This is a genomic window from Leptospira jelokensis, from assembly GCF_004769635.1.
In the GTDB taxonomy this organism is placed as follows: Bacteria; Spirochaetota; Leptospiria; order Leptospirales; family Leptospiraceae; genus Leptospira_A; species Leptospira_A jelokensis.
Map to the genome: position 1 here is coordinate 745,835 of NZ_RQGH01000026.1, position 26,480 is coordinate 772,314.

Here is a 26,480-nt window from a genome sequence, read left to right on the forward strand (position 1 = left end):
TTTTCTTACTTACGATTTTTGCGGAAACTTTTTATTGGAACTATGTTGGTCCAAAACAATGTCCCATTGGCGCCGCTCACCTCCTTTCGTTTGGGAGGGGAGGCAAAATTTTTGATCGCAATCAAAACCATAGAAGACTTAAAAAATGCGATTCAATTTTGCCAAACGGAATCACATCCCTTCCTCATTCTTGGTGGTGGATCCAATACTATTTTTAGAGACACAGGATTTGATGGAGTAGTGTTTTTAATACAGATCCCAGGGATAAGATGTATAAACGCCAATGAAAACGAAGTCATTTATGAAGTGGGTGCAGGTGTCACTTGGGATCAATTTGTGGAATATACCGTAAAACAAGGATTAACTGGAATTGAATGTCTCTCAGGAATCCCAGGATCTGTTGGTGCCTCACCGATTCAGAACATTGGTGCTTATGGGCAAGAAATCAAAGATTCCATAATCAGTGTGCAATGTTTAGATGACCAAGGCAATTTAAACACGATATCAAATCAGGAATGTAATTTTACTTATCGAAATAGTGAATTTAAGTCAGGAAAATTGAAACAATCTATTGTAACATCAGTTACGTTTCGCCTGTCCAAAATTTTAGAGCCTTGTTTAGAATATCCGGAAGTGAAAAAAATTTGGAATTCGATAACAATGGGTAATCCTCAATCACAGACAAATGCACAAACACAATTCGAAGACCGAACGTTTCAAATCAATTCCCTCCGTGAACTGATAATTGGACTGAGGAAAAAAAAATCGATGGTGCTTGATGAAAACGATCCCAACACACGTTCCGCTGGATCTTTTTTTACAAACCCCATCATTTCAAAACAAGAAACGGATACCTTTCTCTCTTTGACTCAAAAGTTGAATTTGCCGAACCCACCGATCTTTGATGAAAAAAATGGTATGAAGAAACTTTCTGCCGCTTGGCTTATCGAACATTCTGGAATCAAAAAAGGGGACATTTATCCTGGTGGTGTGGGTATCTCTACGAACCATTGTTTGGGTCTAATGAATATAAAGGGAACTACGAGCGCATTATTGGCAATGGCAGAATCGATCCAGAAACGTGTTTACGAAACATTTTCGATCCAATTGGAAATAGAACCTGTGATCAGACCATAAAAAAGATTTGGTAATTGTCGATAGATTGGGAAGGATGGGGATGGAATGAACTCAAAAGTAAAAAAATACCTGATACTTTCAGGATTGGCGGTAACGCTGTTATTTGTATTGGCGCTCATCAGTTTTTTTGTAGTTGATGAAATCAAAGGTGGAGCAGTCGGTGATGGCCAAAATAAATACGAACTCATCATCGATCCAGGTGAACCCTCTTCAAGTGTCGTACGCGAGTTAGCTGCTGCTGGGATGATCAAATCCAGTGTTTATTTTAATTACCTGATCAAGTTTACAAGAGCGGGAAATAAAATCAAACAAGGTGTCTACGACATCAATGATGGAATGAGTTCCAGAAAAATCCTGGATGTGATCATTTCAGGGAAAGTAAAACTTGTTACATTTACGGTTCCTGAAGGATACAACAATCGACAGATTGGTGATCTATTAGTTACAAAAAAACTTTCCCCATCGAGAGAAGAATTTTTAAAAGTGGCACAAAGCCCTGCATTACTCACCAAATACAATATCCCAGCAAAAACCTTAGAAGGGTATTTATTTCCAGAGACATATTCTGTTCCGTTAAATTATCCTTTAGAACGTATCACAGAAATGATGATCAAACGTTTTTATAAAAAACTAGAAACCATTTCAGAAGCAAAAGATATCAAACCAGCTGATTTACACTTTCGTGTTGTGCTTGCTTCTATTGTAGAAAGAGAAGCAGTCAGAAAAGAAGAAAGGCCTATGATGGCAGGAGTTTTTCTGACACGTATCGAAAAGAATATCAATTTAGAATCCTGTGCCACCATACAATATTTATTCGATAAACCAAAAAAGCGATTATTTGAATCCGATTTGAAAATTGTGTCACCGTATAACACATACATCAACGGAGGTTGGCCTCCTGGCCCTATCTCAAATCCAGGTTTACCAGCTTTAGAAGCTTCGTTTCGACCAATGAAATCCGATAAGTTGTTTTTTCTTTTGAAACCCGATGGCTCTCATTACTTTTCTTCAACATTCAAAGAACATTTAGAAGCAAAAAAGAAATTCATCGATGTTTTATACCAATAAATTCCATTCAAAAATGAATGTATAGTTAGCAGGTAATCACAACGGGAATTAAAAATGAACGAAAATATTGTCGAACTCAACATTGCAATTGGTGGGATCTCCAAAGAACTTTTGGATGTACAAAAGGCTTTGGATGCCTACCGCGAAAAACAAAAACGCAAAGAAGCAATCGATGAGGAAGCCATCACCTTTGTGACAAAAGCCGAAAAAGTCATTGAAAAAGCAGAGTCAGGCGAATTGCAATTAACGCCTGACCAGATCCGCCGAATCAAAAGTAACCTTGTAAAAATTCTAAACCGTTTGCAGGTTTAATTTTCTTTTAACGAAACCTTTACCAAACCTTCACTAGCTTGTCATCCCTCTGTAACAAATAAAGAACATAGTTTTCATAGCTAGAGGGAGAATTTTAACGAATCCCTATCGGGAAGACCCGCTAGCAAAACAAATTCGAATTATTTCGAAAGAGGATACAATGAAAAATTCATTCAAAAAAAGCCTGGTGGTTTTATCCATCGCGCTCATGGGATTCACAACTGTGAATTGCCCAGGAAAGAAAGACGATAATACGGCTCTGCTATTGGCTGGATTATTCTTACTTAACCAACCAGAATACACTGTTATCTTAACTGGAACATTGCGAGGTGCAGATAACCTTCCGATGAAAGATGGAAAAGTTACGATTGCTGATGTTGCTGGCGGAGGTTTTCTGACAGGTGGTCAAGGTACGATATCTGATTTTACCACTTGTGTAACGGCCGGGGCGCCTCCAGCAAATGGAACTGCAGACGGAGAGTTTACGTTACTTTTTAAAACTCCATCATTAAGCGGAGTATTGGATTTCACTCCTAATGATGCTGCGTCTGCAACAAATGCTTCCTCTTGTTCCACGATAACTGGATTAGCTGCAAGCGATTTTACGAATGTAACAGGTCCAACAGGTCAGTTAGCTGTAAACCTAGATCTAAATGATCGAAGTAATACAAGTCAAGTTTCTTTAAGCGGAAACACTGGGTATTCCATCACGGTGAAATCTATCAGCGTTTTTGTTAAAGGTGAATATACACTGCAGAGTCCAACCGTTGGAGAAAACGTTTGTGATGGTGGTAGGTTGACTGGTAGTCCAGTCATTAAATCAGGTTCCATTTCAAGTTCTGAAACCTGGTCAGGTGGTATTTTATTACAAGGAACAGTTTTCGTTGAGTCCGGTGCAACGATTACAGTCACTCCAGGGACTGCCGTGTTTGGCCAGCGAGGATCTTCTATCTTTTTCAAACGAGGTTCTAAATTGGTTTCAAATGGAACTGCAGCCGATCCTATTTGTTGGTCTTCCGCAAGCTCACTTGGATCTAGGTTTCCTGGAGATTGGGGAGGTATTGTAACCATAGGTGACAGTGGAGCAACTCGAGCGTCCAACACTGAAGGAACCACTCCTCAAGGATACGGTGGGACGGGAAGTTTGCCAGGAACTAGCAATCTAGAAATGTCTTATACTATCATCGAATTTGGTGGAAATGAGGTAGCCCCAGGAGATGAATTGAACAACTTAAGTATGTATGCCTCAAACACTACATTAAATCATGTGCAAGCACACCGAGGTCTCGATGACCAGTTTGAAGCTTGGGGTGGAACTGGTGCTTGGTCTAATATCTTGGCAACAGGTGGTTTGGACGACGATTTAGATTTAGATGAAGGTTTTGGCGGATCTACTCTTGGTTCAGGAGCAACAATCACAAACTTTATTTCACACAAATACATTGCAGCATGTGGTGGATCTGCTTCCACAGATCCTCATGGTTTAGAATGGGATGGAATTCACAGTGACGGTGGCGTCGCATGTAATTCTCCTTCTGCGCCATTGTTGGCTCGCTGTACTACTGTGACTCTCAATAAGTTCACTTTGATAGGTGCAGGAATCGCCGGAGGAACTGCTGGAAGAATTAGAGAAGGTGCGCAAGCGACGCTCACAAATGGAGTTGCTTATGGACATGCTTCAGGCTTCCGAGTAGATACTGCGACCGCTGTGACCGCAGCAACTGCAACAACAGTAAGAGGACAATCTGGGCAATCTACTACTGGAACTCTGAATACAGTGACATATGATATCACTTCTTTACCAATCACTTCCGATGGTGGAATCAATACTGAGTCAAATTGTGGGTTTGCGTCAACCAAACCTGATTACACTTTGAGGTCTGGATTCGCTGCTGGAATTGGTGGTGCAGCCGATGGGAAATGGTGGGAAAATTGGGCAGTCTTTAGAGCTCGATAATCACATCAAAGTGAATTAAAAAATAAACCCTGGCAGAAATGCTGGGGTTTCCTATTTTTAGAATATGAAATCAAAAATTTTATTGTACATAGCAATCTTTATCACAATCAATCTTAATGTTTGCAAAGAAAATGATTGGCGAGATGATCCAAAATTTCAGAACAAAGAACAAAATACAAAATTATTAGAATCTCAAAAACTAATCCTCTCAAAGAAAAAGGAGAAATACGTTTTAGATCGCGGTTACAAATCTAAGAATGAGGCGATTGAAAACTTTCTTGCTGAAATCAAAACATATCAGTTTCCAAAAAATGGCTTTATAAGCTGGGACGAACAACTTGAAATCATTTTTCCCAATACCTATGGTTTGGGAACAACTTTGGACCATACTCCATTAGATGAGTATCAAAAACTTTTGTCTTCCAGAGAAGCCGTTGCGATCGAATCAATTTACTCTATGATTTCTAGCGGTTTTAAAATAGAGTCAATCGATTGGGAATCACCTAGAAGGCTCGGCCAAATCATTGGTCATAAACCAAAAGTCATGATCGTAACAAAGAAAGGTAAATTTGAAATCACACAAATTAAGATGGTGTATGATGTTGAAGGTAAGTTCATCGTGGGAGTGCTTGGCCCCTAACCCTGAATTTTTGTAACATGTTTGTAACAAATGATTCATGGTAACGTAACGTAACTCAAAGTCCTTTTCGTTTACCTAAGATCTTTCATTGAAAAGCTTGCCGATAACAGGCAAGTTATGAAACTTTCAAAGAAAATAATACTTTGTATTATACCATTTTTATTATCGATACCCACTTTTACTAATGCCCAATCATTAGGATCTATTAGGGGAACAATCATTGACTCTGAAAACGGCGAACCAGTGTTTGGAGCCACAATCGTTGTAAGATCCGAAAAAAAGTTTGCTAAAACTGATTTTGATGGGAAATACAATTTAGAGCTTCCTCCAGGCACCTACCAAGTGGAATACCAAATGTATGGGTATGGTCCTCAAAATAGAACCATAGTAGTTTCTGCTGGCAAACCAAGCCAAATGAATGTTACATTCGGTGCACAAGTGTTACAAACCGTTGAAGTAAAAGATCGTGCTGTAAATGAATCTGACGCGGCATTATTACAACTTCAAAAAAAGGCGGCATCCGTATCAGATTCGATTGGTGCTGAGTCGATCAAAAAATCACCTGACTCCTCTGCTAATGAAGTAGTCAAAAGGGTCACTGGTATCACAATCATCGGTGGAAAATATGTATTTGTTCGAGGCCTTGGAGAACGATATTCATCTACCTATTTAAATGATGCTTACATACCATCAACTGAACCAGATAAACGAGTGGTTCCATTGGATTTATTTCCAGCCTCGTTAATTAAAAACATTCGTATCATAAAAACATTCGTGCCTGAAGAATCCGCAGAATTCTCAGGTGGACTTGTGAAAATTGAAACGAAAGAATACCCCGATGATTTTATTATGAGTTTGGGTTTGGGTGTAGGTTATAATTCCAATACCACGCGAAACAAATGGTTAACCTTCAAAGGTGGTGACTTTATCGGTAGAACTACAGCTGATCAAAGTTTGCCTGATATTGTGAAAGCTGTCCCTAATTACCTTCCATTTGAACCTGGAAGTCGATTCGGCGGCATTAACCCAAGTTTGATTAGCTTAGGTGCGATTACCTTTCCTTCACAATGGACTCCTGATCAAACCAAAGCACCATACGATAAGAATTTCAACTTTACCATTGGAAAAACATTCAAAGCTTCAGAAACAGGCGAAAGATTTGGGGTAATCTTCGGTACAACACATTCAGTCGATTATCGATTCCGAAGACAAAAAGATGCTCGATACGTGCCAATCAATCAGCTGGCACCTACTGTAAATGAGGCCACTACTTTAAATGCAATCCAAACACAGGATGCTGATTTATATGTAGAAGAACGATTATTTGGTAACAATTTAAATTTTGCTTTTGAGCCAAAAGCTGGACAACAGTTTTTCTTTAAGAATTTTTACTCAATTTCATCTGAAAAATCTGTTCGAGAAGCTAGCGGAACAAACAACCGCGACAATTTTGACTTTTTCAGTATTACAAACGATTTTATTAGTCGCCAATTGTTTAATTCAAGTCTTGGCGGGAAACACGCGTTAAACTTAGGGGGATTGGGTAGGGCTCATACATTTGACTGGCAATTCAATTATGGAGAAGCCAAAAGAGATGAACCTAACCTAACACAACAAGTCTGGAGAAGGACACAAGGTGCATCTGTAACCACCCTTCCAACAAGGCTTGGTAATAACCCAGATGGTTCTCGCTTTTACTCAACTTCTGGTGATTACGTCAGAAGTTTTAGTTTATCGTATGAAATCCCTTTTGACCAGTGGAATGGATTGAAATCGAACCTTAAGATTGGAGGTAGCGCACTAGACCGTTCCAAAAGTTTTACCTTTAGGGAGTTTGGTTCCAAATCCAATGTTGGTGCAACTAATGCTGATTTGTATTTAGTACCTGGAGAAATTGTTTTTAATCCACTTGAATATGTAAGAACTAACTCCAATGGTGTTGCAAACAAAACATTTTCCGAACGCCAAGTGGAACCAAATGCTTATGATGCAAACCAAAAACTCCACTCATATTTTGGTCAGGTTGACATCCCACTTATTCCTAAAGTGAGATTCATTGGTGGTGCTCGTTACGAAGACTCATTCCAAAAAGTAAAGACCTTCGTCTTAAAAGAGCAATTTGATGTAAGAAGACCTGGTTATGGTTGTGATTATGGTAGTGAATATGAGCGAATTGCTTTAATCAATAACAAAGTTTGTCCTGCAGATAACAATGGTATCGGAGTGATTAAAACTCGCGATGTGTTACCGAGCGTAAACTTTGTTTATGAATTTTTACAAGACCAAAACCTCCGTTTTGGATATTCACAAACACTTACAAGACCAGATTTTAGAGAGATGTCACCATTTGCATTCACTCCTTATTTTGGTGGTGATCGAATTAGAGGTAATCCAAATTTGCAACGGACTTACATACATAACTTTGATTTCCGTTATGAGTATTTTATGGGTGGTGCAAATTATGTTGGAGCTGGTCTTTTTCATAAAGATTTATCCAATCCAATTGAGTTAATTGGACAACCAGTTGCAGGTCAGATTTCACCATTCTTTACCTATGCAAATGCTAGTAAAGCAACGATAAGAGGAATTGAATTAGATTTTAGGCGAGAATTTTTTGATCGATTTCGATTTGAAACCAATGTATTTTTTATCAAATCGCTCGTAAATGTGATATCTTGGGAACAATTCACAGTTGGTAAGGCGGGACTATTAGATCAAAATGATCGCGGATTCTCCTATGATCCAACGAACATTCGCCGTCCTCTCCAAGGGCAATCTGACTTCGTTGCAAATTTAAAATTTGATGTTTATCTCAACAAATTAAAAACTACAACGATTGGATTGTATTATAACTACTTTGGAGATAGAATTTTCATCGTTGGTGCTAACGGAACACCAGATGCGTATGAAAGGGGAGTTGGGTTAACAGATATCGTTTTCTCACATAGAATGGATGAAAAGTTAGACTTTAAATTTGCGGCTAAAAACGTAACAGACCAAAGGTTTAAAATCTACGTCAAAGATGAACTCTTGAATGAAGAGCGTCTCTTCCGTTCTTACAGAGAAGGGGTTTCCTTTTCCATGTCAGCAAGTTACAAGTTCTAACCTTTATCTATGTTCTAACCCCATCTAAGTGGGGTTAGAGTTTCTCTCTCTCCCTCTCTCCAAATTCTCCCATCATTTCCCCAAAACCTCCTCCTCTTCTTTCCCCCTCCATTCTTGCACAAAAGAACCAACCCCTTCTCTTCTCTTATACACCATCTAGTCTTGTGCTATACAGCTCTCGACTTCTGTTTGCAAAATGCATTGCTCGTCTCCTTCGTTACTTCTTAGCTGTATCCACCATCGAAATCCCTAACCGAACAGATTGTATCCATCTAAAAATCCGAAGTTTCTAACAAATCTAAGGCAAATCTTTGTTAAACTACAATCAATATTAGGAAATTCTAATTGGATATGGCAAAGATGGGATCCTGATAAAATCAATTGACGATTGGTTTGTAGAAAATTGATATAGGAAAACCTTAATGGAATTAGTGGAAACATTCATGTGAATGGTTTTTGAGGTGAAAATGATGATGCTAAATTTAAAAAGTTCTTTGATTTCAATCGGTTGTTTGGTGGGATTCTTATTTGTTTTATTAATGTACTTACTGTTATTTACAAAAACATTTTTGAATTTAACATAAGAGTATTCTGAATGATCTAAAATTCAATCCAATGGTTATCAACCACCAACCAGTTTTGCGATTTGGTTTCGCTATAGACTGGGATAACTAAAATGCTGAGGGAAGGCTCAAACGAATTCACAAGATGGTTCCTTTTGGAACCTTCTTGTGGTTTACGATCTTTTTTCCTCCAAACGGAAACGAATATGATTGGTCGTTAAAGCATCATTTATTTGTTATCTGGATTCACAATGATGGGCAATCCATCTTTGCCATTGGGAACAAATATCAATTTATTATTCGGATTTTCCATGGCTTTCAGTTGGATGTATTTTGGTGTGAGTGAATCCGAAATCATTTTTTGAGCTTTTGCTTGAGCTTCTGCTTCGATTAACACTGCTTTGGCCTTTCCTTCCGCCGAAATCTGTTGGATTTCTGCATCACGTTTCGCGATATTAATCTCAAATTTCATCTGCTCTTGTTCTTGTTGTTTGGTGAGTTTGCTTTCAATCGCCTTTAGGATTGACGGACTGTATTCCACATCATCGACAATCACATCATCTATTTCTATATGTTTGTATTTTAATTTTTCGGTAAGTGATTTTTTGATCTGGGCAGAAACGTTAGGTGTCTCTTTTGAAATCGAGACCATATTGTATGCTGATAATATATTTCGAATGGCTGTGCGAAATTGTGGTTTCACAACCTTTTCATAATAGTCCCGCCCTATCTCCATTTCCAATTCATAAATTTCATTTTGAATGGGTCGAATGATGATGTCAGCTGTGACTGTTATCGTCAAATCATCACGAGTTAACACCTCAACCTTTTCTTGGAAACTACTCCATTGGATTGAGTAAATGTACACACTATTCCAAGGCATATAGGTTTGTACCCGAGACTCCAAAGGTTTTTGGCTAAGGCCCGTGCTATAGGGTCGCCACATCAGACCCACTTCCCCCGGATTGATGATGGAGATACACGAGACAGACAAGATCCCGAATATTAAAACGGGAACGAACTGGAAACTGGTTTGAAAAATGGATCGACGTTTCATAGTTAAACTATTAGACTAAATCCGATGTTGCCTTTTGTATCGAGCCGATTTTTCAAAAAATTAATTCCTTTTGTCATCATTTTTCTGACTACATTGATGGGATTTGGGTGTGCCGAGGACGAAACTGTCGTGAAGACACCTCCCAGTTTGGAATTACGTCTCTTCCAAGCCGTCGACAAAGCGGACTTAGAAATGGTAAAATCCCTTTTGGCCCAGGGAGTATCGGTGAACGCGAAGGACTCTCTTGGAAATTCCTCCCTCATCAAAGCAGTGGATGAAGAAGAAATTGAACTCACCAAATTCCTCCTGCAAAAAGGTGCCAACGTCAACCTTCGAAACACCATGGGAGAAACTGCTTTGTATCGTGCTGTGTATCGTGGCAATTTAGAACTGGTGAAACTTTTGGTAAAGGCAGGTGCTGAAACCAAGGCAAAAACAGTAGGTGGTGTGAGCATCTCTGATCTTGCGGAAGAGCGGGGAGAAGATGGAATCCTGAGATACCTAAATTCTCTATGAACCACTCCTTCGCATTCATCGTGTTATGCTAGGTAATAAAAATCTTTGGTCATGTTTCCTAGATTGGATTTACTTCCTATGTTTAAACCTTTCGTAACACCAATCGAACAATCGCCGCTTTGCCTTTGTGAAACGGACTTTCGTTGAGTTCCACTTCTAAAGCTTCTTCGTATTCTACATTCATTTCCGCGAAGTCCATTCGTAGGTCTTTTAAATGGCATAACATATCAGGATCTTTTGGGCCACCTGAGCTGTACTGCAACTGGTCTGGAGAAAAGGCTTCCAGCAACAAAAGCCCACCTGGTTTTAAGGTGCGAACACAATTTCGATGGACAGTTGTTCGAATGGATTTATGGAAATGACAAAAGATGAGTGCCACCATATCCATTTGTTCTGGAGCATAAGGGTAACCGAGGACATCTGAAATTTCGTAATGGATATTTACATTTTTTTCCTTCGCCAACTGCAAGGCTTTTTGCCTACCTGACTCTGATTGGTCAAAGGCAAACACATCCCAACCAAGTCCTGCCGCAAACACCGCATTCCTGCCTTCTCCTTCACAAGGGAAAAGGATCCTTCCTTTTTTTAAATTGGGAAGTCGAGAATGTAAAAACGCATTTGGATCCTTCCCATAAACATACTCTTCACTCGCATAACGTTCGTTCCAGAAATCTTTGTCGTACATCGTGACCTAACCTTTTGTTGGTTGGAGTATCTTATACCAAAGTTTCCAAATCAGAAATGATTTTTTAATAGAATCGAATTAAATCGTCGGCTCCTTCTCTTGGAGTGTGGTAGCGATTTAGTTCTGAATTTGCTTTTGGATAACCGATACTTAGTCCCATGATCACTTTTTCTTCCTTAGGAAGGTTGAGTGCATTTCGTACAACGTCTGGAAACGCGCCGAGGGCTGCTTGGGGAAAAGTGCCAAGGCCTTCTTCTCTGGCTAAAAGTAAAACCGATTGTAAAAAACACCCAAGGTCGATTCCCACAAAAAAATTCAGATCAAATTTGGATGTGATGAAAACAGCAGTAGGGGCTCCAAAAAAACTAAAATTTCGAAGCATAAATTGGTCTCGAGCCTCTTTGTCTTTTCTGTCGATGCCTGCGACTCCATAAATTTTCATACCCAAATCAAACATCCGTTTTTTGGCATCACTCGGATAGGATTCGGGCCAATTGGTTTCTGGAATTGGGTTGGAAGTTTTGGCGGCATTGGTGAGAGATTCTGCAAGTTCCTTTCGTTTTTCACCACTGAGAATGTGGACTTTCCAAGGTTGTGAGTTTTTCCAACTTGGGCTTCGAAGTGCCTTTGCAAAGATACGTTGTAAAACTTCTTCCGGGATGGGTGTTTGTTCATACTCCCGGATGCTATGGCGAGTCTCGATTGCCTCACTCACTGTATTTGCCACTTCATGGATGGGAATTAGTTCTTCGTTCATCGTTCACCTTCTAAAAAACATACATACCGGTCGGTATGTATTTGCAAGAACTTTTTTACCGACCCGAACAAGGGAAAAATATTATTTAGAAAAAAAATCATACAGACCAGTTGGTGTATTTCTTGCTCGGATTTTGTTTTTTCGCATCCTGGGACAGAAATGAAAAAGGAACCGACGAAACTCCGCCTGCTTACGGTAAGCCGTAACCTTTTTTTAAAACAAGGCTATGCGGAGACTGGCTTAAACCAAATCGTAGAGGAAGCAAAAACGGTTAAGGCGAGTTTGTACCAACATTTTTCATCCAAAGAGGAGTTGGGCAAAGAAGTTTTAAAACTTTATTCCGATGAAAATTTAAACCTTCTGAAAACCTTGATGAAACGTAATCCAAAACCATTGGACTTTATCAAGGCTTGGGTACGAATCCTTTCTAGGGAAGCGAGGATGTCACAATTGTATGGTTGTGGGATGGCAAATTTTCGTGCCCAAATCCATCCTGGAGAAACACACATCCTTTCTGAAATTGAAAGAATAGCAAATGAAACCATCAATTGTTTGTCTGAATTTTTAAAAGAATCCATCCAAAATGGATTTACAAAGCCAAATGTAGATTGCCAATCACTCGCTAAACAGTTGTTCATTGTCTATGAAGGTGTTTTACAAAGTTACCGTTTACTAGATGATAAAAAATCACTAGATGAACTGTATAAAATTGCAGAGAATTTGATTCCTACCGTAGAATGAAACAAAACTCATTTCGATTTTCCTTCTCGTTTCTCTCCAGTTACTTTTTGTTATTCCTATTACAGGTTAATCCAATATGGGGAGAGGGGAATCTCGAAGTCATTTTCCAAATCGTGAAATCCAACTCAGGGAAACCAGTTCCCAATGCTGTTGTCATTTCCAAAAAAGGAAAATCAAGTGGGATCTCAAATTCTGAAGGGATCGCCAAACTAACGTTTCCCGAGCCAGGGTATTACGAGATCAAAGTTTCCACAGCCGACAAAACGGAATCAATGTTTCGAGAAGTGCGATACAAAGGCCAAGTGATCCTTGTTACGATTTCCGAAACAAACCTAACGGGAATTTTGGTGAGCGGTGAAAGGGATAAAACCCCACTTTCTCGGTATGGGCTTGTCCAAGAAGAAATCAAACGATTGCCAGGTGTTTCCGGAGATTCCTTAAAAGCCTTACAAACCGTTCCGGGTGTTGTGATAGGAGCACCTGTTGGGATTTTGCCATCAGTTTTTACAAACATTGGAACCAATTTGATCACAGGGAATCCTTATTCGAATAGCGAAAGAGGTGATCTTTCTTTACGAGGAGGTGGAACTAGACAAAACCAATACTACTTTGATGGATTTCCACTTCCATACCCTTTTCATTTGGGAAACCAATCGTCTGTCCTCAACAATAATCTAATCAAATCGTTTGATGTGTATACTGGTGCTTTTCCAGCAAAGTATGGTTATGCGACTGGTGGGATCATTGCCATTGAAGGCACAGACCGTGTAGATGAAAACAAAACCATCATCAATATCAATTTGTTTTTATCTGATATCTACAACCAAACAAAGGTTTTGCCTGGTCTTACCATGATCAGTTCTGGGCGTAAAAATTATCCAAACGTAGTCCTTTTGCAAACCTATCCACAAGGGATTCCAGAAGATGCGAAGTATGCCGAATACCATGATTACCAATGGAAAATGATTTGGGACATCAATTCTGACCACAGACTCACAGTGCAAACATTTGGAACTCGTGATAGGCAAGCCTATACCAAAGCCCAAGCAGATTTTGAAAGGGGAGGCGAGGACCCAAGGCCGCCTACTGGTCTTGATCGCATGTTTCGTACTGATGCCTTCCGTTATATTTGGAAAGGGAAATCATTTCGGAATACCTTGTCCTATTCACGGACTTGGTTTGATGAATTTTTTGAACTTAGATTCACAAACCCACTCACTGCTGAAAATATCTTTGGTTTGCAAAACCGAACATCAGACACAATCACCTATGTTCAAAATGCTTTGGAGTGGGAATTGTGGGAAGAACACTTAAAATTGGAAGTAGGTGTTCAAGGGAGATTTCGAGAAACAACATTAAAAGGAGAAAATATATCATCTTACAATCGATTATTTTTTAATATCTTTAATGACTTACTCAATTCAAATGCAGCGTTTCGATCTGTGATCGACGGAGACCGAATTCGATACCGCGAAAAATCTGCATATAGCGAATTCCAATTTAAATATGGAGGTTTTCGCCTAACACCAGGTGCAAGGATCGACCATTATTCGGGGAGTAACGAAAGTAATTTAGCTCCAAGGATCACGACAGGGTATGTTTTCGATACAACAAAAACAACCATACTTCTCGGGCATGGGATCCACTACAATGCCCCAGTTTCAGTGGAAGCCCTATCAAAAAAATCAGGAAATCCCAATTTGTTTATGGAAAGATCCGAACACAATTCACTTGGATTAAGCCAAGAATTTGCGAACCATTGGCAGTTCAAAATTGAAGGGTTTCGTAACATCTTCCAAAACATCATTGTTCCTGATTCTTATATTGTAGATCCTTATGCTCTAAATAATGATACCCGGATCTTTGTGAATGAAACGGCCAAGGTTTTTGCCAATCCCGTCACTCCTAAAAACCTAAATTACTCTAACGCCGGTTATGGGTATTCGGAAGGAGTCGAAATTTTTTTGAAGAAATCCAAGGATCCCAGAGAACAATCAGGTCTTTTCGGATGGATATCTTACACGAATTCCATCACAAAACGCATCAACAACCAGTCACGTCTCACAAGTGAAGAATTCCGCAATCGTACCTTACAAAATAATACAAGGCGCCTTCTTGCCCAATCCAAACTGGGAACCAATTACCTCAATTATTATGATGATAACAATTTGGAGCTAATCTATAATAATGACAAAGAAGAGTTATATGATCTCGACAGAACCCATATCTTAAACCTTGTTTTTGGATATAAGTTTAATGCAGAATGGATGGTAGGAGGAAGGTTTCGTTATTTTTCGGGAACTCCATATACTCCCATAACGGGTGCTACGCGAGCAAACCAAGCGGCAACCTTTGGACTCAATTTGTATTTTCCTAACTATTCCAACAATTACAACAGTGATCGTTTTTTACCATTCCATCAATTTGATTTAAGAATCGATCGGATTGAAAATTTTTCTTGGGGTTATATCAATACCTATATTGAGTTTGTGAATTTTTATGGGCGAAGGAACCAAGCGGGATTTGAATTTGATAATACGAAAAATTTCCAAAGGAACCAAAATCCAAGCCCCACCTACGATACAGTGAATTCTCCCTATATCATTTCACAAACTCCAAATGGAAAGATGGCCATCATTCCTCTCATCAACATTGGAATGGAGGTTCGATTTTGAAACAGTCATCAATTTTATTTTTTTGCCTCCTTTTCCTAATTTCATGTTTTGAATCAGGGAAAGACTTACAGAAAAAACAAGAGGAAAAACAAACTTGGATCCTTACGACCTTATACTGGCAAAGGAATTTTGGGAACTGTATCAAAACGGATACGAATGCCAATTCTAGGACCTGTAGCCGTCGGCCACTTGGGGTCTGTAACCACAACCAACTCATTGTGACCCAAGCCGAAGTGAATCTAAATTTCGCTGAAGCAAATGCCTTACTCAGTAGAACCCCTGATTGCCAAGAATCCATTATACAGTCGGGCATTTTAACCTTATCAGCCACTTCCAATGCGAGTAGCGAAAATTTGAAATCGCGGTATCTCTTCCAAGTAACTGAATCCTGTGAGGGATCGGGTTTCGTACCAACTGCCAACGTAAGACTGGCAAATTTTTCTGAAATCCAATGGTTAGAATCCGCTAGGGGTAAAATTGCGAAGGCAGCAAATGCCATAACAGCAAATGGATTTTTACCTCAGGCGAATCGAGACAAAGCTAACAACTGTTTGCGTTTAGAGTATTTAGATTGGGAAAAAGATTTAGCAAAAGAAAATGTTGAAAACAAAGTCCTACTAGAAATCGCACTTCCTTAAGTTTGAAAATCCGCTTTCCTTTCTCTTCCACTCATACAAATTGACTTTATTCCCAAGGAAATTGTAAATTATGAGTTTGAATCGATACAGCCGTGTTTTAACCCAAGATGAATCTCTCCCAGCTTCCCAAGCCATGATCATTGGATCAGGTGTTCCTTATGAAGATCTTAACAAACCTTTTGTCGGAATTGGAAGTACTGGATTCGATGGGAATCCTTGTAATATGCATCTAACAACTCTTTCTGCATTACAAAAGAAAAGTGTCACTGATACAAAACAAATGGTTGGGTTATTATTCAATACCATTGGTGTGAGTGATGGGATTACGAATGGAAATGATGGGATGCGGTATTCATTGCCTTCCCGAGAGATCATCGCTGATTCCATCGAAACCATTTCAGGTGCTCATTTTTATGACGGACTCATTTTCACTGCCGGTTGTGATAAAAATATGCCGGGTGCCATCATGGCAATGGCAAGGCTCAATCGACCTTCCATTATGGTGTATGGTGGAACCATCAATGGTGGCCACTTTAAAGGGGAAAAATTAAATATTGTATCTGCCTTTGAAGCCTATGGGAAAAAAATTAACGGTAAAATTTCAGAAGAAGATTTCAGAGAAGTGATTAGAAATTCCTGCCCTGGCCCTGGTGCATGTGGTGGGATGTATACTGCCAATACAATGGCAACCGCCATCGAAGTGATGGGAATGAGTTTGCCTTATAGTTCTTCTTCCCCTGCACGTAGCGAAGAAAAAAAGAAGGAATGCCAAGAGATCGGAAAATATATGTACAATCTCCTGGAAAAAGACATCAAACCTTCTGATATCATCACTCCTAAATCCATCTTAAATGCTTTGCGTGTGATTACAATCCTTGGTGGGTCAACCAACGCAGCCCTTCATATGATTGCAATTGCAAGGACAATGGGAATTGATTTAGACCTTCAACAAATCCAAAAGGTAACAGATACAACCCCACTCCTTGCGGATATGAAACCAAGTGGAAAGTATCTAATGGAAGATCTGTTTGCCATAGGTGGCACACCTGCTATCATGAAGTTCATGTTAAGCGAAGGTATGTTGGATGGAACTTGTATGACAGTCACTGGTAAAACCATTGCTGAAAATTTAGAATCTCTTCCAGCACTCCCAAAAGACCAAGACTTACTTCGACCTGTTAGTAACCCAATTAAAAAAGAAGGTCATATACAAGTGTTATATGGCAACATTGCAAAAAAAGGTGCTGTGGCAAAAATCACAGGCCACGAAGGTGAAAAGTTTGAAGGCAAAGCCATTTGTTTTGATTCCGAAGTGGAGGCAAACGAAGGGATCCGCGACGGTAAAGTGAAACCAGGCCATGTTGTTGTCATTCGTTATGTGGGACCGAAAGGGGGACCCGGGATGCCAGAGATGTTAAAACCAACCTCTGCCATCATTGGAGCGGGACTCGGAGACAATGTCGCACTCATTACGGATGGAAGGTTCTCTGGTGGAAGCCATGGATTTGTTGTGGGTCACATCACTCCTGAAGCAATGGAAGGGGGAGAAATAGCCCTTGTCCAAGATGGGGACGTGATTTCGATTGATGCGCGCACCAACCAATTGGATCTCAAGGTCAGCGAAGGAGAATTAGAGAAACGCAGAGCCAAATGGATCAAACCACCTTACCGAGTGACAAGTGGTTATCTTTGGAAGTACATCCAAATGGTAAAAGATGCAAGTACAGGTTGTTTGACGGACCGGTAAACAACCGAAGTCCGTCCTGTAACCATTCGAACTGTTACATACAGTTTAATTTGTTTTTGAAGGGAATTCTTCTTTCCCGTTCGCATGTTTGGCAAATCTACCTTTGCCAACATGGACGGGATCATAAGAATCCCAAGGCCAACCACCAAACTGTGTTTTGCGATAGTCGTCAAACGCTTGTTGGATTTCCTCTTGTTTGTTCATCACGAAAGGTCCATATTGCACCACTGGTTCGGCTATTGGTTTTCCTTCCAAAATAAGAATCCTTCCCACTTCAGATCCGTTTCGCATTTCTACAGTTTCATCACTTTTTAGGTTGTACATATGTTTTCCAGGAACTTGTGTTCCATCCAAAACAAGTCCTTCCCCTCGAAAGTAGTACAAATTCCGATTGTTTCCAACTGCAGTTTTCGGAAGTACAAATTGCACTTCAGGATCCAAATCGATGATATAAATTCCCACTTCGTTTTTTGGATCGGCCGCCCATGAATTTGGAGGAGGGTCTAATGCCTTATCACCAAACAATGTACCGGCTACGGTTTTGATTTTTACCTGTTTTCCATTTTGGTCTTTTATTAATTTCACAGGGATGTCTTCATTCCAAAACATTTTGAAATGTGGATCAACAAACTTATGTTTAGCGGGTAAGTTTAACCAAATTTGAAAAAGTTCTAAGGTGTTTTCGCTAGATTCATTGATGAGTGGAAACATCTCAGAATGTTGGATTCCTGCACCTGCTGTCATCCATTGTACATCTCCATCCCCATAACGACCAGCAGCACCTTGGGAATCCGCATGATCAACTAACCCTCGCTGCACGACGGTGACAGTTTCAAATCCACGGTGTGGGTGGCCAGGAAATCCTGGGATGGTATCGCCGTGATACATCCTCCAGCCATCTTTTCCAACAAAATCTTGCCCGATTTGTCTGCCTTGTAAGGAAGCATTCGGTCCAAATTTACCATTCCCATTTGGATAAAAATCTTCGTGGTGGACACAGAAGAGGAATGGGTCCGAAGTCGGCCATTGGAAATCTAATTTTTGCGCATATAAGATGGATTTGTGTTTCATGATTGTCCTATCACCAAGGGTTCACCCTCTAATGATAAGACAAGGAAACTAGATCAAAAGTTTTTCACAAGAGATACATTCACACCAAAAGCGCCAAATTCTTTGGAACTTTGGGATGAATTGATATCAGGAACGGAGCTAAGTTCCACTGGCGTTTTACCAGGACCAAAGTTATAACCAGTCACTTCCGAAACACTAAAGGATGAAATTTGGTAAAATCCACCGTATTTGATGCCCAGTGTATCAAACAGTTTCCAAACTAGACCAAGTTCAAATGAAACAGACGCGCCACCGAGCCCACGTGATAATCCTTCTTTTGATTGGAAAACTGTAATGTCTGTCCTTGATACGGGAGAAGAAAATACCACTTGGTTACTTGCGTTTAAACTTCCTGTTGATGAGGTTTCGAGGCCATAACTGAGGAGTTTTAATTGGCCTGCAAAAACAGTTAAATCCATCATCATATAAAAATTCAGCCAATCCAATATAGAAGTGGCAAATCCATAATTCATTCCATAGTTTTTGGTTCGAAATTCTACCGTACCAGTAGAGAACGCATAACCTTCTGTTACCGTTTGTTCTCCTGTCCGTAAAAATGGGAATTTGATTTGGAAAGATTGGAATGGGCCTTTGGAAGAAAGTTCCGAATAACTAAAACTTAATTCTGATGAAGAAGATTCGGTTAAGTAGTTGAGGGGACCCATTCCAATGCGAAAACCCACTTCATTGATACCCGAGTGGATCTTATCATTTAGATAAAGACCATTAGTACTAAAACTTGTCCTTGTATCGTTGTATTGTTCCCCTTTTGCATAAACAAAACCGATAAAAAAATCTTCAGCAAACTGATGAGAATATTTGATCCGAGGTGAGATGGTAGATGCAGGCCTTGACTCAGCACTTTCCGTGATGATGCCTGGAGGGTTTAAATTATTCGATGCGGTGCTATTGGCAAAACTCGAAGCAACCCTTGCAGAATTTAAAATGCTAGAAACAGATTGTGGACCACCTTCTGAAGGTGTTTGCACAAACTCTCCCGCCAGTTCAAGGACAGCAAGTCTAGTTCCAAAAAAAGATTTTTTCTCTTGCGGTTTTGGTTTTGGAACGTAGAGATCACCTCCTTCGATTTCAGATTCGGCAATCAAAGGAAAGGAAACAACACTGATGAAAATAAACAGGATAAGAAACTGACTTCGCATTCTTCAAAAATGCAAACTCTCGTTTCGTGATCCATTCAAAAAAGAAAACAACTAGGGAAAGGAATCAAAAAAATCCTTCATATGCGAAATTCATTTCATTCAATTGCGATATGTCCTAGTTCAATGAAGAAAGTACTTCCTTTTTTCGGTTCACTTTCCACCCAAAGGTTTCCATTATGTTTTTCAACAAAGTCTTTACTGACAATGAGTCCAAGCCCTGTTCCCTTTTCTGAATTTGTACCCAAAGTAGAAACCTTTTTGTCCAATCGAAAGAGTGATCCTACTTGGTCCTTTGTCATACCCACACCTTCATCTTTGATAAAAAAACGATGAGTGAAGAGGGGAGTTTTTGCTTCGTCTCGAATCCGTTCATACCCAATGGTGATGGTTTGGTTCTGAAAACTATATTTTAAAGCATTGCTGAGTAGGTTACGAAAAACGGTTTCGATCATAAATTGATCGGCAATGATTTCGAGTGTTTCTGGAATTTTGTTTTGGACTTGGATTTGTTTTTTTTGGAATGATAATTTTAATAATTCGATAATGGATTCCACTAATGAATGGATGTGGATGCGAACAGGTTGGAATTGGATGTGTCCACTTTGGTTACGCGCCCAATTCAATAAATTTTCCATCAAGGAATACAAATTGTCCGATGATTCTGATAATATTTGTAAATTGATTTCAAGTTCCGCATCACTAAAATCAGAAATCCTTTCACTTAAGTGTTTAGAGAATTCGCGATGGGTTCCAAGTGGGCCACGCAAATCATGAGCGATGATGGAAAAAAATTTATCTTTTGTGGCATTGACCTCTTCCAAACGAGATGCAGTTTGTTTGAGTTTTGCTTCATTTAATTTTTGTTCGGTGATATCACGAACAATGGCACAATTGTATTGTTTGCCACCATATTCTACTAAATTGACAGTGACCTCAATTGGAAATAGTGAACCATCTTTTCGTTTGTTGATTGTTTCTAAGGTAAACGTCTTTTTTTCTAAGATTTCTTTCCAATGTGCATCCCAAATTTCTTTAGTAAATAACGGATCCACTTGGAACATAGTCATGGATAAAAGTTCTTCTTTCGTATATCCGAAATTGATGCAAGCGGCATTATTTACGAAAATATACTTTCCATTTTGATCCACCCATAAAATAGAATCAGAAATTGAATCAATAGAATATTGAGTGAATTGTAATAGATCACTAACCTTTGTTTGTTGGATATCGGCAGTTTTGATTGTACTTTTAAGAATCTGGTTCTCTTTTTCTAACTCTTTTATCTCTTCTAAAAGAGCCTCGTATGACTTCTGGCCGAGTGACATAGGATATGACAAGATTAAAGCAGTTACTAAAAATTTGCCAAGAATTAAGTAATCGATTTAGGAGAAATTGACAAAATGGAAATTCACTTGACCAATTCCAAGGATTCGTTCTAACTTAACTCCTTCTTCTATGGCTTGTCTCTTTTGTCAAAAAGGTGAAAAATCGTTTTCTAGGTTAGAACCTGTCCAAGACGAAAGGGAAACACCTCATTTTTCCACTGACGAAATCGTAGGAGCCGCCCTCACTCCCTATTCGGAAATTTATGAATGCAAAGACTGCCACCATTTTTGGTGGATCCGTGTAAGAGGAACTGGAGATCCTCGTTCCACCTATCCTGAGTACTACGAACAAACTGCCGAATGTATGGACGATGAACGTTCCGAGTTCATCCGCAATCCTAATCTATCGGGACTCATCACTCATTTTGAATCTCAGTTTCCGTATTCATTTTTTGAAGAGGTTTTGGAAAAACTCGCACCAAAAGAGCAACTTGGACTAAAATCCCTTTTTGAAACAAGGGAGATGCGATTGACTGGTTCTGCCAAACGATGGATTCGCAAATGGTACCAAAATCAATTTCCGAAGGAGTATGCCGAACAAAAAGAAAAGGGATTCCCAAGTTCAAGCCAAACGATCGTTTCTTTTCCTTTGGAAGAAGAGATTCTAAGAACGGAATGGATAACGATTGACCAACTTGTTGCCATCACAAAAAAAAATTCTGATTACAGTTTATATGGGATTCATTCCCAATCACAAACCATCCTTTGGAAACAATCAGTAAAACCACCCTTCGTAGAAGGGATCAACATCCCTTATTTATTTTACCATTCTGGATATTTATGTTATTACCAAGGATTTCAAAAAGGATCCGAATATTTTTCGAAACTCAATCGACCGAACGAACTGCTTGTATTCGATTTACAAGGAAATTTACTTTTGTCCATTCCGCTTGCCTTTCGTTGTTATGAGATTTTATCAACAGAAGAAAGAGATGTATCAGAAAATCGAATCGTCCATAATTTTCAATTTTCGATCGTATCAGGAAAACTTTACCTCCCACATGCAAACGAAATCCATGTTTACGATTTAAATCAAAAACAACTTTTAAGTAAGATAAAATCACCTAACAATGAACCATATTCTGGCAATACCTTTGAAACAGAATCAGATATCCTTTTGTTCCACTCCCTGAAAGGTGTTTTTGCCTTGGATGCAAACGCAGAAGTTGTTTTCCAATACCAATCTGATTTCCATCCAATCTTCATTGATTCGAAATTACGTTTTTATTACTATTATTCCATTATCGACAATATCCAAACTGGTGAACAAAAACGATTTTATGATACAAAGATTTCTGGAGTGGAATTGCCATTTACCTTGGCATCACCTCCGATCGAGTTTGCAAATGGAATTTTGATGCCATTTTCTGGTGATCATTCTTATATCCTTAATGATCAGTTAGAAATTCAAAAAGAACTGGAATTAACTTCGACGGATACCCTTAGCCCCCATTCCTTTGGCACAAGTAAATCACCGGTTGTCATCACAGAAGAAACCATTTTGATCACAAATGATTACCAAACAATCGTATGTTTGGATCTTTTGGGGAACGTCCTCACAAATTATCCAATCCAATCGGAAGTTTTAAGTGCCTTTACCTTTGATGGCAAACATACCGTTGCGATTTTATCTTGTTATGATGAATACAGCGAAGAAAACCAAGTGGAAGTCATGGTTTTTGGAACAAAAGGAGAGATTGTATTTCGTAATATTTTCCAAGGCCCAGATGGTATCAGTGTAAGTTTTCTAGGAGATTTGGTTTTTGTAAAAGGGAATCGTCTCTACAAATGTAATTTGTTTTCGGAAACGAAAAATGGTATCGGAGGGTGATGACAGATGTATGTTAAGAAACTTTTGTCTCTCTTTCTCATTTTTGGTGTAGGGACATCTATTTTCCCCGAAACTCCTACTGTAAACCTTTCTAACTTGGGAGAAACACCGATATTCTTAGCAAAATCAATGTTAGTGTTTGAAGACCAAACTCTAAATCTAGATTGGGATAAAATCCAATCGGAAACATATAAAAACAAATTCCAAACATTTCCTTCTTCGGAGGAAGCATTTAATTTTTCTTATTCCAAATCTACATTTTGGCTAAAAGTCCATATCAGTAATCCAACAGAAGAGGAAATTCATTCCAATTTGGTGATTGCCTACCCTCGCATCAAAACCTTAGATTTATATGTGAAAGAAAAACTTGGGATAAAAAGAATCCCTTCTGGTTATTCGGTGCCAGTCGAAAAAAGGCCTTACCAATCTCGTTTTTTTGTGTTTCCTTTACGTTTTGCCAAACATTCGGAAACAGAACTATTCTTAAAAGTAAACTCACCAAATGCAATCAACCTTCCCATTCAAATTTGGCGCCAAAAATTTTATGACCGACATGAAATCGATGATCATGTAATGCAGGCACTCTACTTTGGCATAACGATTGCGATGATCATTTTTAATTTGTTTTTATTTTTTATCTTAAGGGACGAAAGTTATCTTTTGTATGTCCTTGTAGTCTTCAGTATTGCCATCACGATTGCTGCTTATAATGGCATTGCCTCTGAATACATTTGGAAAAATTCTCCATGGTTAGACCAATATGCGATCAACCTATTTATCTCACTTGTCCTCATCCTTTTCCTTCTTTTCATGCGTAACCTTTTGCAAACCAAAAAAATTCTTCCAAAATTGGATCCAATCAATCTCGTTTTGATCGCATTACAAATCATATTGTCGATTGCTTATATCCTTTCCTTTGATACTTTTATTCGTTGGTTGGTAATCAGTCATTCGATCACATCCCTTTGGATTTTAATCATTGGGGTAATGTGTTCTCTTAAAAAACAAAGAATCGCATATTTTTTTCTATTAGCATTTGCATTTTTATTTTTGGCACTTATCGTCTCGACTTTGAGGGCTCTTGGTTATATTCCAACAAATGTTTTTACCATTGAGGGGCCACAATATGGTTCTGCCGCCGAGATGATGTTACTTGCTTTTGCATTAGCAGATCGATACAATACAATCATCCGAGAAAAGGAAATTGCTGAATCCAAAGTAAAACATAATTTAGAAAGATCAAATTTAGATTTAGAAGAAAAAGTAAAAGAAAGAACGTTCAAATTAAATCAAACTCTCAGTGCGATGCGAAGAGATCTTTTTGTTGCAAAAAATATCCAAGAAAATTCGATCCAAGTAGACCCCAAGTTACTCAAAGAACTGAAATTAGTGTATCGTTACCTCCCTGTTTCCGAAGTGGGAGGTGATTTTTTTGATATCATCCGATTACAAAATGCAAATTACCGAATCTTAATAGCAGATGCAACAGGACACGGAGTACATGCTGCCATGATTACAATGGCAATCAAAGGACTATACGATCCTATCAAAGAATTTGAACTAAAACCTAATCAAATACTAGAAATCTTTAATGATGAATTTATGGATAATTTTGTTTCATTAAATAGTTTGTTAACAGCAATGATTTTAGATATAAACTTTAATGAAAAAACAATCCAATTTGCATCCGCTGGTCATCCCGCAGCGGTTCTATTACATGACGGCCAAAAAGAATTACTCACAAAAACTGGAAGGATGATAGGATTAAAAAAACAAACTCATTATGATCTAAGTTTCGCAAAGTTTCATGAAGGTGATCGTTTGTTTGTTTTTACCGATGGTGTATACGAAGCCTTCAATAGTAAAAATGAAGAATTTGGAGAAGAAAATTTACACAAATTTTTAATGGCAACGAAGGATTTGCCACTAGGTCAGGTAGAGGAGAACCTACTCCAAACCTTGGAACATTTCCAAAATGGGCCAGACCGGCAAGACGACTTGACCATCCTTGGTTTCGATTTGTAAGAGAAGTTGTATTTTTTCCCCGGTAATGGTTTAATATTGAATTATTTTACATCAAATGGATGGCCGGGTAAGTCTATTCCTTAAAGAGGCTCACTAGGATTTTATATGAATCGATTGTACGAAAAAACAAAATTAGGCAACTTAGAATTAAAAAACCATGTCGTTATGGCACCCATGACTCGTTCTAGGTCCATTGGCAATGTACCTGGCGATATTGTTGCCAAATACTATGAACAAAGATCGGAAGCCGGGTTAATCATTACAGAAGGAACTTCTCCTTCTCCGAATGGTCTCGGTTATGCGAGGATACCAGGAATTTTTTCCAAAGAACAAACCTCTGCCTGGAAACAGGTCACCGAAAAAGTCCACAACAAAGGCAGTAAAATTTTTGTCCAACTAATGCATACGGGTCGCATAGGCCATGAGTTGAATTTACCCAAAACAGCGAAAGTGATTGGTCCATCAGCCATTCTTGCAAAAGGAAAAATGTGGACCGATGAACAAGGTATGTTGGACCATCCAGTTCCCAAAGAAATGTCAAAAGAAGAAATCCATTCTACAATCCAAGAATTTGTTATGGCATCTAAAAACGCAATTGAAGCTGGATTTGATGGTGTCGAACTTCATGCAGCGAACGGGTACTTGCTTGAGCAGTTTTTACATCCTTCTTCCAACCAAAGGACAGATGAATACGGCGCATCCAATGAAAATCGAATTCGTTTTGTATTAGAAGTAACCAAGGCTGTTAGTGATGCGATTGGCAAAGAAAAAACTGGAATTCGATTGTCTCCCTACGGAGCATTTAATGACCTTTTTCCTTTTGCAGAGACACATGACGAATATTCACTTCTTGCAGAAAAATTAAATGAAATCGGAATCGTATACATTCATTTGGTAGACCATTCATCTATGGGAGCACCAGTAGTAGAACCTAAAACAGTATCAGCCATTCGAAAGCATTTTAAGGGTACATTAATCTTAAGTGGTGGCTACGATGCAACAAGAGCAAATAAAGACATTGAGTCAGGTAACGCTGATTTGGTGGCTTTTGGTAAACCATTTTTAGGAAATCCCGATTTGGTCACACGATTCCAAAAGAATTTACCTCTTGCCAATTTTGATGAGGCAACCCTGTATACTCCTGGGGAAAAAGGTTATACCGATTATCCATTAGCTTGATTTGTTGGGGCGCCTCAAATGTTCCGAAAATCAAACTGGAAAGTTAAAAACTGACCGGGCTCTTCCGGGGTTCGCTCACGCTCCCGTCACCTACCATTTAACAATGGCAGGTGACCAAGCCCTCCAGATCCCTGGCGCAAAAGCACTCTTTTCATCCTCTCCTAATTCAGAATCCGATAAAGAAATTCCATT

The 26,480-nt window shown here is 39.0% G+C and carries 20 protein-coding genes; 14 read left to right on the plus strand and 6 right to left on the minus strand.

Annotated features, from left to right (window positions below):
* Window positions 1–42: 42 nt before the first annotated feature.
* The 6 genes from EHQ62_RS13495 to EHQ62_RS13520 all read left to right on the plus strand — a co-directional run bounded on the left by EHQ62_RS13495 (window position 43) and on the right by EHQ62_RS13520 (window position 8,219).
* Window positions 43–1,137: a UDP-N-acetylmuramate dehydrogenase gene (locus tag EHQ62_RS13495; RefSeq protein WP_135643559.1), complete on the plus strand. Its 1,095-nt coding sequence runs from the start codon at window positions 43–45 to the stop codon at window positions 1,135–1,137.
* A gap of 45 nt (window positions 1,138–1,182) precedes the next feature.
* On the plus strand, window positions 1,183–2,205 hold the full coding sequence (gene mltG / locus EHQ62_RS13500) for an endolytic transglycosylase MltG (protein ID WP_135643561.1): 1,023 nt from the start codon (window positions 1,183–1,185) through the stop codon (window positions 2,203–2,205).
* A 54-nt stretch (window positions 2,206–2,259) separates the two neighbouring features.
* A complete protein-coding gene (locus EHQ62_RS13505; protein WP_135643563.1) occupies window positions 2,260–2,517 on the plus strand; it encodes a hypothetical protein in 258 nt (85 codons plus the stop codon).
* A gap of 160 nt (window positions 2,518–2,677) precedes the next feature.
* Window positions 2,678–4,474, plus strand: coding sequence for a hypothetical protein (locus EHQ62_RS13510; protein WP_135643565.1), 1,797 nt, complete (start codon window positions 2,678–2,680; stop codon window positions 4,472–4,474).
* Between the two features lie 64 nt (window positions 4,475–4,538).
* Window positions 4,539–5,114, plus strand: coding sequence for a hypothetical protein (locus EHQ62_RS13515; RefSeq protein WP_135643567.1), 576 nt, complete (start codon window positions 4,539–4,541; stop codon window positions 5,112–5,114).
* Between the two features lie 117 nt (window positions 5,115–5,231).
* The gene (locus EHQ62_RS13520) at window positions 5,232–8,219 is read left to right on the plus strand and encodes a TonB-dependent receptor (RefSeq protein WP_135643569.1); all 2,988 of its coding nucleotides are present in this window, start codon (window positions 5,232–5,234) and stop codon (window positions 8,217–8,219) included.
* 792 nt (window positions 8,220–9,011) lie between these two features.
* Here the strand turns inward: EHQ62_RS13520 and EHQ62_RS13525 are convergent.
* Window positions 9,012–9,839, minus strand: a complete 828-nt coding sequence (locus tag EHQ62_RS13525; protein WP_135643571.1) for a prohibitin family protein — start codon at window positions 9,837–9,839, stop codon at window positions 9,012–9,014.
* Window positions 9,840–9,863: 24 nt separating this feature from the next.
* Here EHQ62_RS13525 and EHQ62_RS13530 point away from each other — a divergent pair, with 24 nt between their 5' ends.
* Complete coding sequence (locus tag EHQ62_RS13530) at window positions 9,864–10,355, plus strand: ankyrin repeat domain-containing protein (RefSeq protein ID WP_135643572.1); 492 nt, start codon at window positions 9,864–9,866, stop codon at window positions 10,353–10,355.
* An 82-nt stretch (window positions 10,356–10,437) separates the two neighbouring features.
* Here the strand turns inward: EHQ62_RS13530 and EHQ62_RS13535 are convergent, their stop codons facing one another.
* Together EHQ62_RS13535 and EHQ62_RS13540 are read right to left on the minus strand one after the other, a co-directional pair.
* Complete coding sequence (locus EHQ62_RS13535) at window positions 10,438–11,040, minus strand: class I SAM-dependent methyltransferase (protein ID WP_135643574.1); 603 nt, start codon at window positions 11,038–11,040, stop codon at window positions 10,438–10,440.
* Window positions 11,041–11,104: 64 nt separating this feature from the next.
* Window positions 11,105–11,797 (minus strand): nitroreductase, encoded by a 693-nt coding sequence (locus EHQ62_RS13540; protein ID WP_135643576.1) that lies wholly within the window; start codon window positions 11,795–11,797, stop codon window positions 11,105–11,107.
* Window positions 11,798–11,956: 159 nt separating this feature from the next.
* Here EHQ62_RS13540 and EHQ62_RS13545 point away from each other — a divergent pair, with 159 nt between their 5' ends.
* From EHQ62_RS13545 to ilvD, 4 genes are all read left to right on the plus strand, one after another.
* A complete protein-coding gene (locus EHQ62_RS13545) occupies window positions 11,957–12,538 on the plus strand; it encodes a TetR/AcrR family transcriptional regulator (RefSeq protein WP_135643578.1) in 582 nt (193 codons plus the stop codon).
* The gene (locus tag EHQ62_RS13550) at window positions 12,535–15,213 is read left to right on the plus strand and encodes a TonB-dependent receptor plug domain-containing protein (protein WP_208720681.1); all 2,679 of its coding nucleotides are present in this window, start codon (window positions 12,535–12,537) and stop codon (window positions 15,211–15,213) included. The genes EHQ62_RS13545 and EHQ62_RS13550 overlap by 4 nt, the downstream gene beginning before the upstream one ends.
* Window positions 15,210–15,851 carry a hypothetical protein gene (locus tag EHQ62_RS13555; protein WP_135643580.1) on the plus strand — a complete coding sequence of 214 codons (642 nt, stop codon included), beginning with the start codon at window positions 15,210–15,212 and terminating at the stop codon, window positions 15,849–15,851. The genes EHQ62_RS13550 and EHQ62_RS13555 overlap by 4 nt, the downstream gene beginning before the upstream one ends.
* A gap of 70 nt (window positions 15,852–15,921) precedes the next feature.
* Window positions 15,922–17,598, plus strand: coding sequence for a dihydroxy-acid dehydratase (ilvD, locus tag EHQ62_RS13560; RefSeq protein WP_135643582.1), 1,677 nt, complete (start codon window positions 15,922–15,924; stop codon window positions 17,596–17,598).
* A 45-nt stretch (window positions 17,599–17,643) separates the two neighbouring features.
* Here ilvD and EHQ62_RS13565 read toward each other — a convergent pair whose 3' ends face one another.
* From EHQ62_RS13565 to EHQ62_RS13575, 3 genes are all read right to left on the minus strand, one after another.
* Window positions 17,644–18,669 carry a pirin family protein gene (locus EHQ62_RS13565; protein ID WP_135643584.1) on the minus strand — a complete coding sequence of 342 codons (1,026 nt, stop codon included), beginning with the start codon at window positions 18,667–18,669 and terminating at the stop codon, window positions 17,644–17,646.
* A gap of 53 nt (window positions 18,670–18,722) precedes the next feature.
* Complete coding sequence (locus EHQ62_RS13570) at window positions 18,723–19,868, minus strand: hypothetical protein (protein ID WP_135643586.1); 1,146 nt, start codon at window positions 19,866–19,868, stop codon at window positions 18,723–18,725.
* Between the two features lie 95 nt (window positions 19,869–19,963).
* Window positions 19,964–21,193, minus strand: a complete 1,230-nt coding sequence (locus tag EHQ62_RS13575; protein WP_167482877.1) for a PAS domain-containing sensor histidine kinase — start codon at window positions 21,191–21,193, stop codon at window positions 19,964–19,966.
* 130 nt (window positions 21,194–21,323) lie between these two features.
* Here EHQ62_RS13575 and EHQ62_RS13580 point away from each other — a divergent pair, with 130 nt between their 5' ends.
* The 3 genes from EHQ62_RS13580 (at window position 21,324) to EHQ62_RS13590 (ending at window position 26,288) form a co-directional block, all read left to right on the plus strand.
* On the plus strand, window positions 21,324–23,084 hold the full coding sequence (locus EHQ62_RS13580) for a hypothetical protein (protein WP_135643590.1): 1,761 nt from the start codon (window positions 21,324–21,326) through the stop codon (window positions 23,082–23,084).
* A 6-nt stretch (window positions 23,085–23,090) separates the two neighbouring features.
* A complete protein-coding gene (locus EHQ62_RS13585; RefSeq protein ID WP_135643591.1) occupies window positions 23,091–25,109 on the plus strand; it encodes a 7TM diverse intracellular signaling domain-containing protein in 2,019 nt (672 codons plus the stop codon).
* Window positions 25,110–25,214: 105 nt separating this feature from the next.
* Window positions 25,215–26,288 carry an alkene reductase gene (locus EHQ62_RS13590; protein ID WP_135643593.1) on the plus strand — a complete coding sequence of 358 codons (1,074 nt, stop codon included), beginning with the start codon at window positions 25,215–25,217 and terminating at the stop codon, window positions 26,286–26,288.
* The last annotated feature ends 192 nt before the right edge of the window (window positions 26,289–26,480 follow it).